The following is a 16,500-nucleotide window of genomic DNA, read 5'->3' on the forward strand; positions in this document are numbered from 1 at the left end:
GCTTGTCTTCGTTTTAGCATGTGATTACTATGAATTAATGCCATTAAACTAATGTTAGTAAAATCACGATTCCTTTTACTTAAATTTTCCCTTTTCTATCTGATAGGCCTTTTAAATGTCTATTCCCAGGACCAATCTGCGAAGATAAAAGTTGGTGTCTATGAGAATCCTCCTAAAATATTCAGCAATGAAAAAGGTGAGCCGGAAGGAATCTTTATAGACCTTATTGATCATATAGCTAATAAGGAAAATATTGAAGTCGAGTATGTTCACAATACCTGGGCTCAGTTACTGGATTCCCTGGAACAAGGAAAAATTGACCTGTTGCCGGATGTTGCCTATTCCGCCAGAAGGGATTCCTTAATTAGGTTTAATTCCGTTCCCGTTATTGAGTCCTGGCTGGAATTATACTCGATACCGGCCGGAGATATCAGGTCTGTACGTGATCTGAACGATAAAAGGATAGGGGTGTTAAAAGGTTCTGTCCAGGAATATTATTTAAAAAATGAGTTAAGAAAAGATTTTTCTATAGACTATAGCGTGGTTACCTATGCTGATTATCCATCAAGTATTGAAGCTCTTATTAAAGAAGAGATCGATGCCGTGCTGGCCGATCGTTTTTTTCATTTTTCCAACTCCAATGATGAGGAGATAGTTTCTACGGGAGTGGTTTTACGGCCTACGAACCTATACCTGGCATTTTCGGAAAATATGGATACAAATGTTGTGAATGTTTTTGATAAGAATCTTTCAGCTTTAAGAAATGATTCAGGTTCTGAATATTATATGATTCTCCAGACATGGCTTAATCGCGATTTAGGCAATCCTCTGGCAGGATATTTAAAATGGATCATAATTGGTTTCCTGGTAGTTTTTATTATAATTTTTGTGTTTAATATAATGCTGCGCCGCCAGGTGAAGCTCAAAACAAAACAGCTATATCGGAGAAACAGGGAACTTACTCTGGCCAAGGAAAAGGCTGAGGAGAGTGAAAGACTGAAGACGGCATTCCTGCAAAATATGTCACACGAAATAAGAACTCCCATGAATGGGATACTTGGTTTCATGAAACTGATAGATAAAGATGACCTGGACAGAGAAACCCGTAAGGAATATGTTAGTATAGTGAGAAAAAGTGGTAGGAGGCTGTTAACCACTATTAATAATCTCGTGGAATTTTCCAAGATCCGCTCGCAATTGGTTAGAACCAGTCTCGGAATAGTAAATGTCGAAGAAATTATGGAATATCACCAGCAATTTTTTCAAACGCTTGCTATAGAAAAGGATATAAAAATCGGGATAGAAAAACAGGTAAAAGGACAGGAAGCTATAATTGAAACCGACCGTAATATGCTGGATGGGATCCTTACCAACCTTATTAATAATGCGGTTAAGTTTACTTTTAAGGGTGGGGTTTTCTTTGGGAATTATATAGAGAATGAAAATCTCGTTTTTTATGTAAAAGATTCAGGGACAGGAATTCCGGAAGAGCGGCTGGAATCCATCTTCAATCCTTTCGTACAGGGAAACCAGGAAATAAGCAGGCCGTATGAAGGCTCAGGGCTTGGACTGGCAATTGTGAAGGAGTATGTGGATCTCCTGGGAGGGAAATTGTGGGTTGATACGGAAATAGGAAAAGGGAGTACTTTTTTCTTTTCCATCCCTTATAATCTGGTGTCCTCTGAAAAGAAAAAGGAAAAAACTCTTCCAAAAATAAAATTTGAACACAAACGTATTCTGGTAGCTGAAGATGACAATATCAGTTATATTCTACTTGCCAAGATCCTGAATAAACTTGGTCTTGAAGCTGTGAGGGCCAGGAATGGAGAGGAGGCTATTGAGATCGCTAAAAATGATGACAGGATAAGTCTCATTCTTATGGATGTGAAAATGCCTGTAAAAAGTGGGATTGAAGCGGTAAGGGAGATAAGAAGTTTTAATAAAGATATTCCTATTGTAGCCCAGACCGCTTTTGCTCATAACGGTTTAAAGGAAACTGTATTTAGTGAAGGTTTTAATGAATATATCAATAAGCCCATAGACGAATGCAAACTCGCTGAAATCCTGAAGAAATTCCTGCCAGTGGGGCTTAATCAAAATTCAGTATAGGCCGGGCCGTATCAGTTTAGATCCCTGGTCGTACTTCAAATACGATGGGCAGGGTATAAGTAACATTCACAGGTCTGTTCCTTTGATGTCCCGGAGTCATATGAGGAATTAGACTAACCACCCTTATGGCTTCTTCTTCAAGTGCCTTATGGGGTCCCCGAACTTTTATATTGGTTACATAGCCCTTATGGTCTATAGTGAAAACCACTATAACTCGGTTGATACCCTCTAGTCCAAGTTCAGCACCCAGGTTGGAATTGAATTCTTCTTTAACAAGTTTCTCTATCATGGCCGACATGCATTTCTTCTTGCTTGCGTTATCTGCTTCATTCTCGCAACCGGGATATACGGGTACATCAGCGATAAGTATAAATGGAACTTCTTCTATTTTTTCTTCCATCTTTTCTTCTACTATGGCTTCGACCTTTATTACTTTTTCCATAGGATCGTCCAGGCTGGTCTCTGTAGATTCTATGTGGGTTTCCTCTACATCCAGTTGGTCATCTATTACCTCTATTACTTCCGGGATTGGCGGAGGTGGTGGGGGTGGGACGGTTTGGGGTTTCATTTCGGTCACGGGAGGTGGCTCATCCACGATCATATTGAGCTTTAGTTTTTCATTAAGCTGATCTGAACCTTCCTGGAAAGACCATTCGATCCCAAAATAGGTTATCCCCAGGCTTATTATGAGTCCTAACTGAAGGAAAATGAGCCTGAATTTGTTAAGATCGGCATTCGGGTTCTTTTTAGCTCTCATAATGGCAGATTTAAGGCTAAAACCCATGGTTTCGCTTTGAAGTTAAGAAAGCCTTTCAGGAAAAATCATGACGGATGTCATTAAAACTCTGAAAAAACAGATCTATCAGGTAAATTTTGAATTATTTAGAAATATAAAGTTCCGGATTAGGAATGTTTCAAAACCAATGAAATGTTAAGCGTCTAACGAGAGATAGAATCAAAGAATTTCAATGGAAAATGCGATTTTGGGAAATAAAAAAGTCCCTGATTTTATCAGGGACTTTAAGTGCGGGCGAAAGGACTCGAACCTTCACACCTTGCGGCACTAGATCCTAAGTCTAGCGTGTCTACCAATTCCACCACGCCCGCATTTTAAGTTTCACAACACTTAGGACTCATTGTGATACCTGCTTAATTACTTAAGCGGGTGCAAATATAAATATAGTTTTTAAATATCAAATAGTGTTAGTAAGAAATATTGAAAAAAATGCGGAAAAAAAATGTTCTTTATCGCCCTGGTATTTTCAGTGTATTGATTTTTAGGTCATTCACAAATGAATGACTTTTTTATAAAATTTTGATTCATTCAATATCCATTTGAAATTTCAGGAATGGCTCTTATCTATGCGCATAGAATTCCCATCTTATCTTAGTAACTTTACCCAAACTTGAAATTAAATTCATGGATTCAATTAAAGAATATTTAGAAAATAATAAGGAGCGCTTTATAGCAGAGCTCAGGGAATTGCTGAAGATTCCCTCCATCAGCGCTGATTCTTCTTACAAATCTGATATGTTAAAGACGGCTGAGGTAGTCAAAGATAGACTGCTTGACGCAGGCTGCGATCTCGCAGAGGTTTGTTCAACTCCCGGTCACCCGGTGGTGTATGCTGAAAAGATCATTGATAAGAACCTTCCAACCGTTCTGGTCTATGGTCATTATGATGTCCAGCCGCCAGATCCGCTTGATCTTTGGGATTCCCCGCCATTTGAACCGGTGATCAAAGAAACCAGGATACATCCTGAAGGGGCGATTTTTGCCAGGGGTGCCTGTGATGATAAGGGGCAGATGTACATGCATGTGAAAGCCCTGGAGTACATGACCAAAAATGACGAACTTCCCTGTAATGTGAAATTCATGATTGAGGGTGAAGAGGAAGTTGGTAGCGAACACCTGGAATGGTTTATAAAGGAATATAAGGACCGGCTGAAAAATGATGTGATCCTGATCTCGGATACCGGGATGATCGCCAAAGATGTACCTTCTATCACTACCGGGTTACGCGGACTTTCCTATGTGGAAGTTGAGGTGACCGGCGCGAACAGGGATCTGCATTCAGGTCTATACGGGGGCGCGGTGGCAAATCCGTTGAATGTGTTAAGCAAAATGATCGCTTCACTTACCGATGAGAATAACCATATCACAATTCCCGGATTTTACGATAAGGTTGAAAACCTTAGCGATGAGGAAAGAAAGAAAATGGCGGAAGCCCCTTTCGATCTTGAGGAATACAAGGAAAAACTTGATATTGATGATGTGTATGGGGAGAAAGCTTATTCAACCCTTGAAAGAGGTTCAATCAGGCCTACTCTTGATGTAAATGGAATGTGGGGAGGTTATATTGGCGAAGGAGCCAAAACAGTCTTGCCATCAAAAGCCTATGCGAAGATTTCTATGAGGCTGGTGCCAGACCAGGACTGGAAAGAGATCACAGAACTCTTTAAAAAACATTTCGAAAGCCTTGCTCCTAAAGGAGTAAGGGTAGAGGTGAAACCGCATCATGGAGGTTATCCTTATGTGACCCCAATCGATACCATTGGATATCAGGCTGCCAGTAAGGCCTATGAGGAAACATTTGGTAAAACCCCGATCCCTCAGAGGAGCGGAGGCAGTATCCCGATAGTTTCCCTTTTTGAGAAGGAACTGGAAAGCAAGATCATATTAATGGGCTTTGGTCTGGATACCGATGCCATACATTCTCCTAACGAGAATTTCGGGGTTTGGAATTACCTGAAGGGGATCGAAACCATTCCATGGTTTTACAAGTATTTTACCGAAATGAGTACAAAATAATCCCTGTAATTATTTTAGGAAAATAAGAGGAAACCAAAAGTTTCATTTTAAGTAATTAAGTATAGAACAGAGAGTCGAATTTATTAAGATTTGACTTTCTGTTTTCTTATTTTTGAACAACAAATATTAAAACCATGAAGAGAATATTAAGTATGGTCTTGCTGGCCTCGGCAATGACCTTTATTAGCTGTGATAACGATTCGCAGGATGCGGAACCAAAGGAAGTTACATCTTCCGAAAACTTTGAATACAAAGCAGATGAGTTCGCAGATCTGAAGATACTTCGTTATCAGATCCCGGGCTGGGAAAACCTTAGCCTTGAAAAACAGACCCTTGTTTACTATCTAACCCAGGCCGGACTTGCCGGGAGGGATATCATTTGGGATCAGAATTACAAGCATAATCTTGAGATACGTCAGGCTCTTGAGAATATTTACGTCAACTATGATGGCGATAAGTCATCAGAAGACTGGGAGGCTTTTGAAACCTATCTTAAAAGGGTTTGGTTTTCCAACGGGATCCATCATCATTATTCCAACGATAAGCTGAAACCTGAATTCGATAAAGAATATTTCAACAGTCTATTAGAAGCGACCGGTACCGAATTAAGCGGGGAGCCTTACGAAGTTATCTTTAACGATAAGGATATGAAGAAAGTTAACCTTGATGAAGCCAAAGGTCTTGTTGAAGGTTCTGCTGTGAACTTCTATGGAGAAGGAATCACTGCCGATGAAGTGACCAAATTCTATGCGGCCAAAAAATCTCCAAATCCGGAAAAGCCTCTTGCTTTTGGGATCAACACAAAACTGGTAAAGGAAAATGGCCAGTTAGTTGAAAAGGTGTATAAGAGCGGCGGACTGTATGGAGAAGCGATAGACAGGATCATTTTCTGGCTTGAAAAAGCTAAAGGGGTGGCAGAGAATGAAAAACAGGCCAACGCGCTTGGTCTACTAATCGAATATTATAAGACCGGGGACCTTCAGACCTGGGATGACTATAATGTTGCCTGGGTAGAAGCCACCGAGGGAGATATAGATTATATCAACAGCTTCATTGAAGTGTATAACGATCCTATGGGCTATACCGGCTCATATGAAACCATTGTTCAGATCAAGGATTTTGATATGTCTGAAAAGATGAGCGTTCTGGAAAAGAACGTACAATGGTTTGAGGATAATGCACCAATCATGGATGAACACAAAAAGGACTCTGTAGTAGGAGTGACTTATAAGACTGTGATCGTGGCCGGTGAGGCCGGGGATGCTTCTCCAAGCACGCCTATTGGAGTGAACCTGCCCAATTCAAGCTGGATTAGAAAGAACCACGGAAGTAAATCGGTTTCTTTAGGCAATATCATCAATGCCTATGAGAATGCAGGCGGGTCTGATAAACTTAAGGAATTTGCTCACGATGAGGAAGAGATCGCGCTTTCCAAGGAATATGGAAAGGAAGCTGATAAGCTTCATACAGCTCTTCACGAAGTAGTTGGGCATGCCTCAGGACAGTTGAATCCTGGAGTTGGAACTACCAAGGAAACCCTTAAGAGCTATGCTTCTACCCTGGAGGAAGGTCGTGCCGATCTTGTAGGGCTTTATTACTTGATGGATCCAAAGCTTGAAGAACTTGGTCTTACCGATGATGCTGAAAAGCTAGGGAAAGCAGCTTATAACGATTATATCAGGAACGGGTTGATGACCCAGCTGGTAAGGATCGAAGAGGGAGCCGATATTGAAGAGGCTCATATGAGAAACCGCCAGTGGGTTAGTGCATGGGTTTTCGAGAAAGGAAAGGAAGAAGGAGTGATAGAGAAGGTTCAGAAAGACGGAAAGACCTATTACGATATCAAGGATTACCAGAAGCTGAGAGAACTCTTTGGAGAATTATTGAGAGAAACCCAGAGGATAAAATCTGAAGGTGACTACGAAGCGGTAAAGAACCTTGTAGAGAATTACGGAGTGAAAGTAGACCAGGAGTTACATAAAGAGGTGCTGGCAAGAAATGAAGCCTTTAAATCTGCTCCATATAGCGGATTCATCAATCCGGTACTTGTTCCGGAGTCTGATGAGAATGGAGAGATCACTTCTATAAAAGTGACCCAGCCGGAATCATTTGAAGAGCAGATGCTGGATTATGCCAGAGAATACAGCTATCTAACAAAGAAGGCAGAAGTTAAAGAAAAGATGGAAGCTGCTGAAGTGCAGTAAATCTTATCTTATAAAATCACCAAAGCGCGGCAATTTGTCGCGCTTTTTGTTTGTAGTCATTTCGACCGAAGGGAGAAATCTTTTTTTGAAGCAATGGTTATTTGGAGATTTCTCAGTCGTTTTACTTTTTCGGAATGACCTTAAAATGAGTCACGTCACCCTGAATTTATTTCAGGTCCTTTGGATGGAGAAGCTGAAACGAGTTCAGCCTGACGAAATTCTATATAAAAGTTACGGTGTTGGTCATGCTCAGGCGAGCCGAAGGAATCTCCTGCAATTCATATCCAGATCTATAGATACTGCTTCGGTCGTTCCTCACTCCCAGGGACTATTATTGAATAGCTGCTACTATTTATTAATGAAGGTCTTCAAAAAAAGCCTTTCTACTTTATCTCTCGCCCACGGAGTCCTTCTCAAGAATTTAAGACTGGATTTAACCGAAGGATTACTTTTAAAACAGTTGATATCGATCATGTCAGCAAGCCCATCCCAGCCATAATAGGCATGTAACTTTTCTACAATAGTAGCAAGTTTTACGCCGTGTAAGGGATTGTTTGGTTGTGATTCCATATCTATTTAATAATCTCTCGTTTCGAACAAAGTGAAGGGATCTCCCCATAGATCGTCAATTCTCAATTGAGAACTCATGCTTTTTTCACGAATTTGGTGAGTATCACGATCTGCTGTCCTTCAACCTTACCTTCAATTTGTTCCGGATTATCATGAACTAAAGAAACTCTCCTTACCGCGGTCCCTCTTTTGGCGGTTAGGCTTGATCCTTTAACGTTGAGGTCTTTGATAAGAACCACCGTATCACCTGCGTCGATAACAGCACCATTACTGTCTTTGTGGATTATAGTATTTTCTGTGTTCTCCTGAATACCGGCCTTTGCCCAAGCCTTTACTTCATCTTCCATATACATCATATCGAGAAGGTCCTGGGGCCAGCCTTCAGCTTTCAGCCTGTTTAACATTCTCCAGGCCATTACCTGTACGGCCGGGATCGTACTCCACATGCTATCGTTAAGACATCTCCAGTGGTTCGAATCCACTTTTTCCGGGTCCTCTATCTGTTCCCTGCAGGTATTGCAGAGTAGGATTCTGTTTTCCGATCCTTCTTCAGGAGAATGGGGAATTTCATAGACACTAAGATTATCCTTGGTGCTGCATAATTCACAAGTAGAATCACTGCGTTCTCTCAAATTTTTTTCGATATCCATTTAAGTTGAGTTTGAGGGTAAAGGTAGGTCTAACTTTAGGTTGAACAGCATTTTATTGAAATTTTGGCCCATAATTAATTGCCCAGCATTCTTTCCCAGAGTTTTGGAAGCAGCTTTTCGGCATCCTCAAGTTCCTTTTCGGTCTCGGTGGCCACCAGCTCACCATGTTCTTCCGATAATTTATAACTAAACACGAAAGGCGCCTCGGGATTTGTCACGTCCATTTTACCGAATCTCAGATCGTTAAAATATAATTCCTGTTCTTCTTTAGATAAAGTATACCAGCCTTTACTAATCTGGATAAGTCTGTGCAGGTTTTCATTATCCCTCCATTCTCCCGCCAGGGTATAATTCTTTGGTACCCTGTAAAAACTTATTGGTTCGGTATCAAAAATGGAATAATCGCCAATCAGAAATGCGTCCCTGGTTTCTATATTGGCAGACCACAGAACTGCATTTAGCGGAGTGGGACGGGTGTCCATTCTCAGGTAATCAATTTGTTGTTCTTCCAGCGCATTTTCAAACTTCTGGTAGGTATAGAGCTTCAAAGCCGGAGTTATGATGAGTAGATAGATACAACTAACAATTATTCCAAGCCGATTATATTTTCTTCGTTTGGGATCATCCTTTTTCTTCCGCATTGCCAGAACAAGAAAAATGACAAACGGGATGGTGTATAAGGGATCTATCACGAAAATGTTTTTGTAAGCGAGGCGGATGTCAAATGGCCAGAATAGCTGGGTTCCCCAGGTGGTATGTGCATCCAGTAGCGGGTGGGTGAACAGCCCCCAGAACATTAGCCAGGACCAGTTCTTCCAGGTGATTTCTTTATTGCTTTCTATTTTTGAGATCAGCCAGCCAAATACCGGCGCGAAAAGAACACAAAAGACGATCGAGTGGGAGAAACCTCTGTGCATTTCGATAGCCGTAATGGTATCAAAAAAGTTACCTACAAAGGTATCCAGGTCGGGAATTGTCCCTGCAATAGCTCCGTAAAGCATGGCTTTGTTGCCTGCCTTTTTGCCAAGCACAACTTCACCTACGGCAGCTCCTAATACGATCTGGGATAATGAGTCCATGAGACAAAGATAGTTTTCTTTTCCAGAGACCTGAACCTGCTTCAGCATTCTGTTTATTCTTCCACGATCTTCATCTTTCTAAGCAAAAAGGAAGCATTCATATTTCTGCAAATTCCGTTTTTGAGATGGTAATCAAAATGAAGTTCATCGTTCACGATCTCAGCATCAAAATAGAAATTTTCAACCTGTTCCAGTTCATTGCTGATCTCACAAAGGCTCAGGTCGTGAGTAGCGATAATTCCGGTAGAATTGGTTCCAACCAGCCGCTGCACAAATTTCCTTGAACCAATGGCCTTATCAGTGCTGTTCGTCCCTTTCAGGATCTCGTCGAGGATGATGAAATAATTCTCTTTTTCGATCTTATCCACGATGAATTTCAGTCTCTTCAGTTCCGAAAAGAAGTAGGATTCATCATCTCCCAGTGAATCACTGGTACGCATGCTGGTAATAAGCTTTATCGGGGAATAACTACAACTTTCGGCACGAACCGGCAAACCGATATTAGACATAACGATCTGTAAAGCCACGGTTCGTAAAAAGGTACTTTTCCCGGCCATATTTGCCCCTGTAATGATAAAGAACTGCTCCCCGTCTATTTCAAAATCATTGTTCACTCTTTTCTTTGGATCGAGCAGCGGGTGGCCAAGATCTTTAGCTTTTATTCCCTGCTTTTCAGGAAGTATCTCCGGAAAATGATAATGCGCATGGTTAAAGGCAAAATTCCCCAGGCTGTTATAGGCATCGGTTCTTTCAACCGCTTCAAACCAGTGTTCCACGGCCTCATGATGATGTTCTATCCATTTTTCGAGTCGGTAGCATTGTCTCAGGTCCCACAGAAAAAATCCGTTCGCGAAGATGCCGAAAAGGAAATTATTTCGCTGGTCCAGGGCGTCAATCGCTTTGGAGAATTCCCTGAGTATGACAGAGGCCTTTTTCGATTCAGATTTAATGGAGTTCTTCAACTTTTTCATCAATTCCGATTCAAATTCTTCAGTCTCAATAAATGCTAAAAGCTGGTGATATTGCTGAAAAGTATCCTGCACCTTGCTGACGTTAGAAGAAAGATTATTTATCCTTTTCAGGAAAAATCCGGTGATCATAACGCCTATTACAAACCACAGTAAGACCTGTGAAGCGCCAATCTGCCCTAAATAATATGCAAGAAAAACGCCAACCGACAGGACCGAAAAGACCGCCGGGAACCACTTCATATATTTGGGTACAAAGCTTTGATAATTCCTTATCCATTTAAGGATAGTCAGGGAATCGGTTTCTGTCTTCACCAGTTTTGCCGTCGCACTGTATTGCTGTCTCCAGTCGGCTTTTGAAGCGAGCTCTTTTACCGCTTCCTGTTTGCGAACGATGCGGTCTGTCTTATTGGCCAGCAGTATCTTTGCAAGTCTTGCTTTCCCTTCCTGTAAAGCGGTTCTGTTGAGGTACTGGAAAAAGGATTTCCTGCCAAACAGATCTATATCCCTGCTAAATTCATGGCCTTCCACATCGAACTCTTTTCCATCCGGAAGCTTTGAAAAATCACCTGTTTCAAGAATGATGAGTTCCTGTTCGTTCAGATATATTAAAGCCCTTACTTTCTCTCTTTCCTTTTTAAGATCGGTATGTCTGGAAATCAAAAAAAGGAAGATCGCTATTAAAGCGATAGCGGCAGGGATCAGAATGGTGGCATTTCCAAAGAAAAAATAGGCCGAAAAACAGATCGTTAGGAAAACAATTAATCTAAGAGTACTGGAAAATATCAGTTTTTTATTCAGCTGCTTTTCAGCTGTAATATATTTTGATTTCCGGTTTTTATAAAATTCAGTGGGATTGGTCATTAGAGGTCTTCTAGTTCTTTTTTAAGTTTTTTGGTCAGACTTTCCACGATCAGGTCATAGGAATGGTCTATCAGTTCAAAAACAAGTTTTGGGTCCAGGCGGTGATCGAGGATGAGGGTGTTCCAGAGCTGTTTGTTCATGTGATAACCGGGAAGGATGGCGCCGTCATATTCTTCCCGAAGCTCTATGGCACGTTCCGGATCACACTTTAAATTTACTCTTAACGGGACTTCATCAAGGGAAACTAAGGCGAACATCTTTCCCATCACTTTGAACACGAGTACATCAGGCCCGAAAGGAAGACCTTCGGTCACGCCTTTCTTATCCAAACAATAATCTCTGATACTGTCAATGTTCATTTTTTCGATTTAATAGCCTGGGAAACGGGTTTGCTTAAAATTGAATAATATTCCATCATGCTGAACTATTTCAGCAACTAATTATTAGTAGGATCGTCAATCTTTCTGTAATTTTTTTCCTCTATGGTCAGGGCAGTATAATCCAGTTTCCAGCCTATGGTCTCCACGATCTTTTCCATCAGAATAATGGTATCCAAAGCCTCTTTTCTTGCCTGGTCCATGAGTCCGCTTTGAGGGATCTTCTCTACAATATAGTTCTTTGCGTCCCGATTGATGTCTGTAAGGTCTGAAGTAGTAAAAGGATTGGCCCAGCCTTCCCGTTTATCGTAGTATTTAAAATCGGTTTCCACCGTTAAAAGTTCCGGCTGCGGGAAATTGGTAAGAATGATCTTCTTCTGCTGATTGTCACTATCCATTTTTATCTTACTTAGATCAAAGCCAACATGGGCCTTGGCATTCACCAGTACGATCGCTTTTTTCTTTCCGAGGAAAAGACTCAGGTATTTTTCTTTCATATTCTCATAATGGTAGATCTCTGAAAAGTCACCTTCAACAGTGATGAACTTACAAACACTTTTGATCTTGTCCATTAGAACAACCGACTGCTCGCTGGTCTTCATTCTTGAGCGCTCCTTGTTGAAACGTGCAAAGATGAAAAATGCCACCACGGCACCAACTGCCAGTCCTATAAACAATAACTCCATATTATTTTCCTATTTCTCCCAGATGGGTAAATTTAAAGCCTTTTTCATATTTAAGGCCATATCCAAGTATCCTGTCAAAACTTGAATGTGCTAACAGGATCACTGCCGCAAGTTGCAGGGCTTCTATTTTGAATAAGATACCCAGAATTCCCAGGACTATTGCAATTCCCTTATGATGAAAAATATTATAGCCGGCCGCTCCAAGTTTATTATTAATGAGATACCCAAACATCCCAATATCGGGAACAAAGAACAATCCTGCAAACCACCACCAGCTATAGCCAAGTAAACTAAATGCCCAGACTCCCAGTAATAGCATGGCAAGTTCTTCCAGTTTCAGAATGAATTTCATTATTTCAGAATTTTATAAAGTACCGGCTTGCAGGGAGCCGCATCGTTTTCAAAAGAAGCTGGCTGAAGATTCAAAAAATAATCTCCATCCTCTATTTTATTCGGAACATAGATCAGTTCTGTGATCGTGGCATCGAAACGGGTTTTTTTCGGATAGTTCCAGAAAGCTTTATGGGCCAGTAGCTTACCGTCATCCTTTTCCTTATCCACCGAGGGCTGATCTATAAGCAGGTGTTTTATTCCATTTTCCCGAAGGAAGATCGCGGCATCCTCTTCCAGATAAGGCCAGTTGGAATGGCTATGATGTTTTGAGATCTTGCCTATGTAGTTCGGGATACATCGAATCACCAGGGCTTCAGCTTGCAGGCTATCCAGTTTCTTAACCAGCATTGATCTGGTAATAACCTGGTCTTCTCCTTTTTTCTGAGGCTCAACAGAAATAAGTTTTGCCTTAAAAAAGAAGGTCTTTAAATGTTGCTGAATGCTGTGAAACTCACTTGTAATATGACCCACACATTCGGTATGTGTGGCGTGAGCATGCGGATTAAACCAGATATTGTTGAAATTAACCGAAGAGCCCTTGCTTACTTTTCCAACAAAATTAGCATCGTGTACAGGAGTGATCTCGGGATGCTTCAGGTACCAGGCCATGGGATTCTTATCATCTCCCCGAAGACTTATGGAAATATCCAGCGGCTGGGAAAAATCTATTTCATAGGAATTACCATTATGGCTGATAGTAGCAAGCATTTAATTTAGATTGGTCAACACAAATTTATGATTGTTAGTTGATAAATAATAATCCTATTTCAGGAATAATGTTTCTTAATTGCTACGAAGAGCACATTAATTTATATAAAACAATTCGGAAGCTATCCCGTCGCTAAGAAATTTGCCTTTCTGGGTAATATGAAAACTTCCCATAACATTTTTCATGAGCCCATTTTGCAGGAATTCTGAGGTGTATGTCAGGAAATGTTCGGCGTATTTTTGACCGAAATTATCTTCGATGTCTTTAAGATTAACCCCAAACTTTGTGCGGAGCCGCGTCATTACAAATTCGTTATATTTATCAGTGGTGGTAAGCTCTTCGGTCTCCTGGGGGATCTGATCTTTTTCAAGGGATTTTATATAAAGACTGTTATTGCTGATATTCCATTTCCTGGAACTCCCATCAAAGGAGTGTGCTGAAGGTCCTATTCCGAGGTAAGGTTTTCCCATCCAGTAGGCCATATTGTTTCGGGAATGATAACCAGATTTTCCGAAATTAGAGAATTCATAATGTTCAAAACCATTTGAAGTAAGGGTACTTACAAGGATCTCAAATTGCTGGCGGTACTGCTCATCATCCACCGCCTTTATTTTGCCTTTCTCTATAAATTTTTCCAGCGCTGTTTTGGGCTCAACGGTTAGTGCATAGCTTGAAACATGGGGGATATCCAGCTCCAGGGTTTTCTGAAGGTTTTGTTTCCATTGTTCGTTGCTTTGGCCCGGGATGCCATAAATGAGGTCAATGGAGATATTTTCGAAATATTTCTTTGCAAGTTTTAAAGAACCAAGGGCTTCTTCAGAATTATGGGCACGATTCATAAGTCGCAGATCTTCCTCAAAGAAAGATTGAACGCCTATGCTCAGCCTGTTGACCGGTGACTGGCTCAGTATTTTCAGGTTCTCTTCAGAAAGATCATCGGGATTGGCTTCCAGCGTGATCTCAGGATTTTCTGAAACTTCAAAATTCTGATAAATCGTATCGAAGAGGCTCCCCAGTTCCTCCTCAGATAACAAGGAAGGAGTTCCTCCCCCAAAATAGATAGTCTGGATCTCTGCGGAATTCAGTTCATTTTTCCTCAATACAAGTTCACGACATAACATATCTACCAGCTGTGACTTTTTCTTTACCGAAGTTGAAAAATGAAAATCACAGTAGTGGCAGGCCTGTTTGCAAAAAGGGATATGTATATAAATTCCAGACATTAATTTGAAGATTTGAAAATTATTCAATTTGAAAATCTAATTCTCAAATTTTCATATTAGCTAATTATTTTAATCGTTTCGGGTTCTGTTTAACGAAGGCGTCCCAGCCGGTGTAGCTTTTTCCAATATCGGGTTTCCCGGAATTGTAGAAATGACATACCGCTGCGGCGAGGCCGTCGGTGGCATCCAGGTTCTTGGGGAGCTTGCCAATTTTCAACTGGCTCTGTAACATCTTTGCTACCTGTTCCTTGCTGGCGCTTCCGTTTCCGGTAATGGCCATTTTGATCTTTTTCGGGAGGTATTCGGTGATCGGGATCTGCCGTGAAAGTCCGGCCGCCATCGCCACCCCCTGGGCTCTCCCAAGTTTAAGCATAGACTGCACATTCTTTCCGAAGAAAGGTGCTTCGATCGCGATCTCATCAGGATGATAATTATCGATCAGTTCGATGGTTCGCTCAAATATCAGTTTCAGTTTTACGTAGTGATCTTTGTATTTGGTCAATTGAAGTTCATTCATCTGGATAAAGCTCATCTTTTTATTTTCCACCTTGATGAGGCCAAACCCCATGATCGTGGTCCCGGGATCGATACCAAGAATGATCTTTTCGCTTTTCAAATCTGATTTTTTCAAAGACTTACTCACTAAATTTAACTAATTTGGGACTTCACAAAGCTACATAATTCTGCTTTGGCAGCATCAAACTAAGCGGTCATGCTTTTAGTTATTTTACTCGTACTGGTTACTGCCTGCTATCTGGGATTGATAGCCGCACTGATCTATGGCTGGAAAAGGCTGCCATATTTCAGTCTTCATAAGACAAATGCTGAAACAGGATTTTCCATTATAATTCCCTACAGGAATGAAGCCGGGAACCTTCCGGCACTCTTTAAATCCTTATCAGGTCTGCATTACCCTCTTGAGAAATTTGAGATCATACTGGTAAATGACCAATCTCTTGATACTTCAAAAACTCTGTGCGAAGATTTTCAAAAAAGCTTTCCTGAAATGAAGATCAGATTGTTGGAGAATATTCGAAGATCAGTTTCGCCGAAGAAGGACGCTGTACAGACTGGCATTGATGAGTCAGCGTTTGATTTTATTGCGACTACAGATGCAGATTGTATAATTCCGGTTAACTGGCTTAGAGCTTTTGATCAGGAGATATCCGAAAATGGATCCAAACTAATAGCGGGACCGGTAGCTTTTATGCAGAATGCAGGCTTTAAAAAACCTCTTTTTCAGAAATTCGAGGAGATGGATTTTATGAGTCTGCAGTCGACAACCATTGGCAGCTTTGGAATCGAAAAACCTTTTATGTGCAATGCAGCGAATCTCTGCTACGAAAAACAGGTCTTTGTTGATCATGCCGGTTTTTCTGAAAATGAGAATATTGCCAGTGGAGATGATGTGTTCCTGCTTCAGAGTTTGAGAAAAAAGGGGGTAAAAGTGTCATTCCTTAAATCTGAAAGGCTGATTGTGTATACTGGATTTCAGGAAACACTGGGCTCACTGATCAGTCAGAGAATTCGATGGGCAGCCAAAGCCTCTGCCTATAAAAGCTATTTTGGAAAGTTTAGCGGAGTGACTGTTTTCTTAATGAATCTTTTTTTGATCATGTATGCCGGTCTCGCTTTATTTGATCTGGTATCCTATCAATATGTGATGCTTGCCTTTTTATTGAAGTTCAATTCCGATTTTATTCTGATCTATAAAGCTGCCAAATTCTTTGACAGGGAAAGCCTGATGCGAAGTTATTTCTGGTGCAGTATTGTTTATCCTTTCTTTTCGGTCTATGTGGCCGGACTTTCGTTTTTTAGTGGTTATGAATGGAAAGGTAGAAAGTTCAGGAAGTAAT

The 16,500-nt window shown here is 41.0% G+C and carries 15 protein-coding genes and 1 tRNA gene; 4 read left to right on the plus strand and 12 right to left on the minus strand.

Going from position 1 to position 16,500, the window contains the following annotated elements:
* Nucleotides 1-51 precede the first annotated feature (51 nt).
* Complete coding sequence (locus EZJ28_RS01110; RefSeq protein WP_131393995.1) at nt 52-2,109, plus strand: ATP-binding protein; 2,058 nt, start codon at nt 52-54, stop codon at nt 2,107-2,109.
* Nucleotides 2,110-2,125: 16 nt separating this feature from the next.
* On the opposite strand, the gene EZJ28_RS01115 is transcribed toward EZJ28_RS01110, so the two are convergent.
* Nucleotides 2,126-2,866, minus strand: a complete 741-nt coding sequence (locus EZJ28_RS01115) for an energy transducer TonB (protein ID WP_131393997.1) — start codon at nt 2,864-2,866, stop codon at nt 2,126-2,128.
* A gap of 268 nt (nt 2,867-3,134) precedes the next feature.
* Nucleotides 3,135-3,216, minus strand: a tRNA-Leu gene (locus tag EZJ28_RS01120).
* A 313-nt stretch (nt 3,217-3,529) separates the two neighbouring features.
* Here EZJ28_RS01120 and EZJ28_RS01125 point away from each other — a divergent pair.
* Both EZJ28_RS01125 and EZJ28_RS01130 read left to right on the plus strand, forming a co-directional pair.
* Entirely contained in the window at nt 3,530-4,921 is a 1,392-nt protein-coding gene (locus EZJ28_RS01125; RefSeq protein ID WP_131393999.1) for a dipeptidase, read from the plus strand.
* A gap of 134 nt (nt 4,922-5,055) precedes the next feature.
* On the plus strand, nt 5,056-7,125 hold the full coding sequence (locus EZJ28_RS01130; RefSeq protein ID WP_131394001.1) for a dihydrofolate reductase: 2,070 nt from the start codon (nt 5,056-5,058) through the stop codon (nt 7,123-7,125).
* A 348-nt stretch (nt 7,126-7,473) separates the two neighbouring features.
* On the opposite strand, the gene EZJ28_RS01135 is transcribed toward EZJ28_RS01130, so the two are convergent.
* The 10 genes from EZJ28_RS01135 to ruvC all read right to left on the minus strand — a co-directional run bounded on the left by EZJ28_RS01135 (nt 7,474) and on the right by ruvC (nt 15,260).
* A complete protein-coding gene (locus EZJ28_RS01135) occupies nt 7,474-7,695 on the minus strand; it encodes a VF530 family DNA-binding protein (protein ID WP_131394003.1) in 222 nt (73 codons plus the stop codon).
* A 74-nt stretch (nt 7,696-7,769) separates the two neighbouring features.
* Nucleotides 7,770-8,345 (minus strand): alkylphosphonate utilization protein, encoded by a 576-nt coding sequence (locus EZJ28_RS01140; protein ID WP_131394005.1) that lies wholly within the window; start codon nt 8,343-8,345, stop codon nt 7,770-7,772.
* Nucleotides 8,346-8,419: 74 nt separating this feature from the next.
* The gene (locus EZJ28_RS01145) at nt 8,420-9,424 is read right to left on the minus strand and encodes a metal-dependent hydrolase (RefSeq protein ID WP_131394007.1); all 1,005 of its coding nucleotides are present in this window, start codon (nt 9,422-9,424) and stop codon (nt 8,420-8,422) included.
* Between the two features lie 53 nt (nt 9,425-9,477).
* The gene (locus EZJ28_RS01150) at nt 9,478-11,256 is read right to left on the minus strand and encodes a DNA mismatch repair protein MutS (RefSeq protein ID WP_131394009.1); all 1,779 of its coding nucleotides are present in this window, start codon (nt 11,254-11,256) and stop codon (nt 9,478-9,480) included.
* Nucleotides 11,256-11,615 carry an MmcQ/YjbR family DNA-binding protein gene (locus EZJ28_RS01155; protein ID WP_131394011.1) on the minus strand — a complete coding sequence of 120 codons (360 nt, stop codon included), beginning with the start codon at nt 11,613-11,615 and terminating at the stop codon, nt 11,256-11,258. The genes EZJ28_RS01150 and EZJ28_RS01155 overlap by 1 nt, the downstream gene beginning before the upstream one ends.
* Before the next feature lie 77 nt (nt 11,616-11,692).
* Nucleotides 11,693-12,319: a DUF4230 domain-containing protein gene (locus EZJ28_RS01160; protein ID WP_131394013.1), complete on the minus strand. Its 627-nt coding sequence runs from the start codon at nt 12,317-12,319 to the stop codon at nt 11,693-11,695.
* A gap of 1 nt (nt 12,320) precedes the next feature.
* Nucleotides 12,321-12,671: a DUF4260 domain-containing protein gene (locus EZJ28_RS01165; RefSeq protein ID WP_131394014.1), complete on the minus strand. Its 351-nt coding sequence runs from the start codon at nt 12,669-12,671 to the stop codon at nt 12,321-12,323.
* A complete protein-coding gene (locus EZJ28_RS01170) occupies nt 12,671-13,420 on the minus strand; it encodes a cyclase family protein (protein ID WP_131394016.1) in 750 nt (249 codons plus the stop codon). Before EZJ28_RS01170 ends, EZJ28_RS01165 begins: the two co-directional genes overlap by 1 nt.
* A 96-nt stretch (nt 13,421-13,516) precedes the next feature.
* Complete coding sequence (gene hemW, locus EZJ28_RS01175) at nt 13,517-14,644, minus strand: radical SAM family heme chaperone HemW (RefSeq protein ID WP_131394018.1); 1,128 nt, start codon at nt 14,642-14,644, stop codon at nt 13,517-13,519.
* A 64-nt stretch (nt 14,645-14,708) separates the two neighbouring features.
* Nucleotides 14,709-15,260 carry a crossover junction endodeoxyribonuclease RuvC gene (ruvC, locus tag EZJ28_RS01180; protein WP_131394020.1) on the minus strand — a complete coding sequence of 184 codons (552 nt, stop codon included), beginning with the start codon at nt 15,258-15,260 and terminating at the stop codon, nt 14,709-14,711.
* 96 nt (nt 15,261-15,356) lie between these two features.
* Here ruvC and EZJ28_RS01185 point away from each other — a divergent pair, with 96 nt between their 5' ends.
* On the plus strand, nt 15,357-16,499 hold the full coding sequence (locus EZJ28_RS01185) for a glycosyltransferase (RefSeq protein WP_131394022.1): 1,143 nt from the start codon (nt 15,357-15,359) through the stop codon (nt 16,497-16,499).
* Nucleotide 16,500: the final 1 nt, after the last annotated feature.

The organism is Gramella sp. KN1008, from assembly GCF_004332155.1.
Lineage (GTDB): Bacteria > Bacteroidota > Bacteroidia > Flavobacteriales > Flavobacteriaceae > Christiangramia.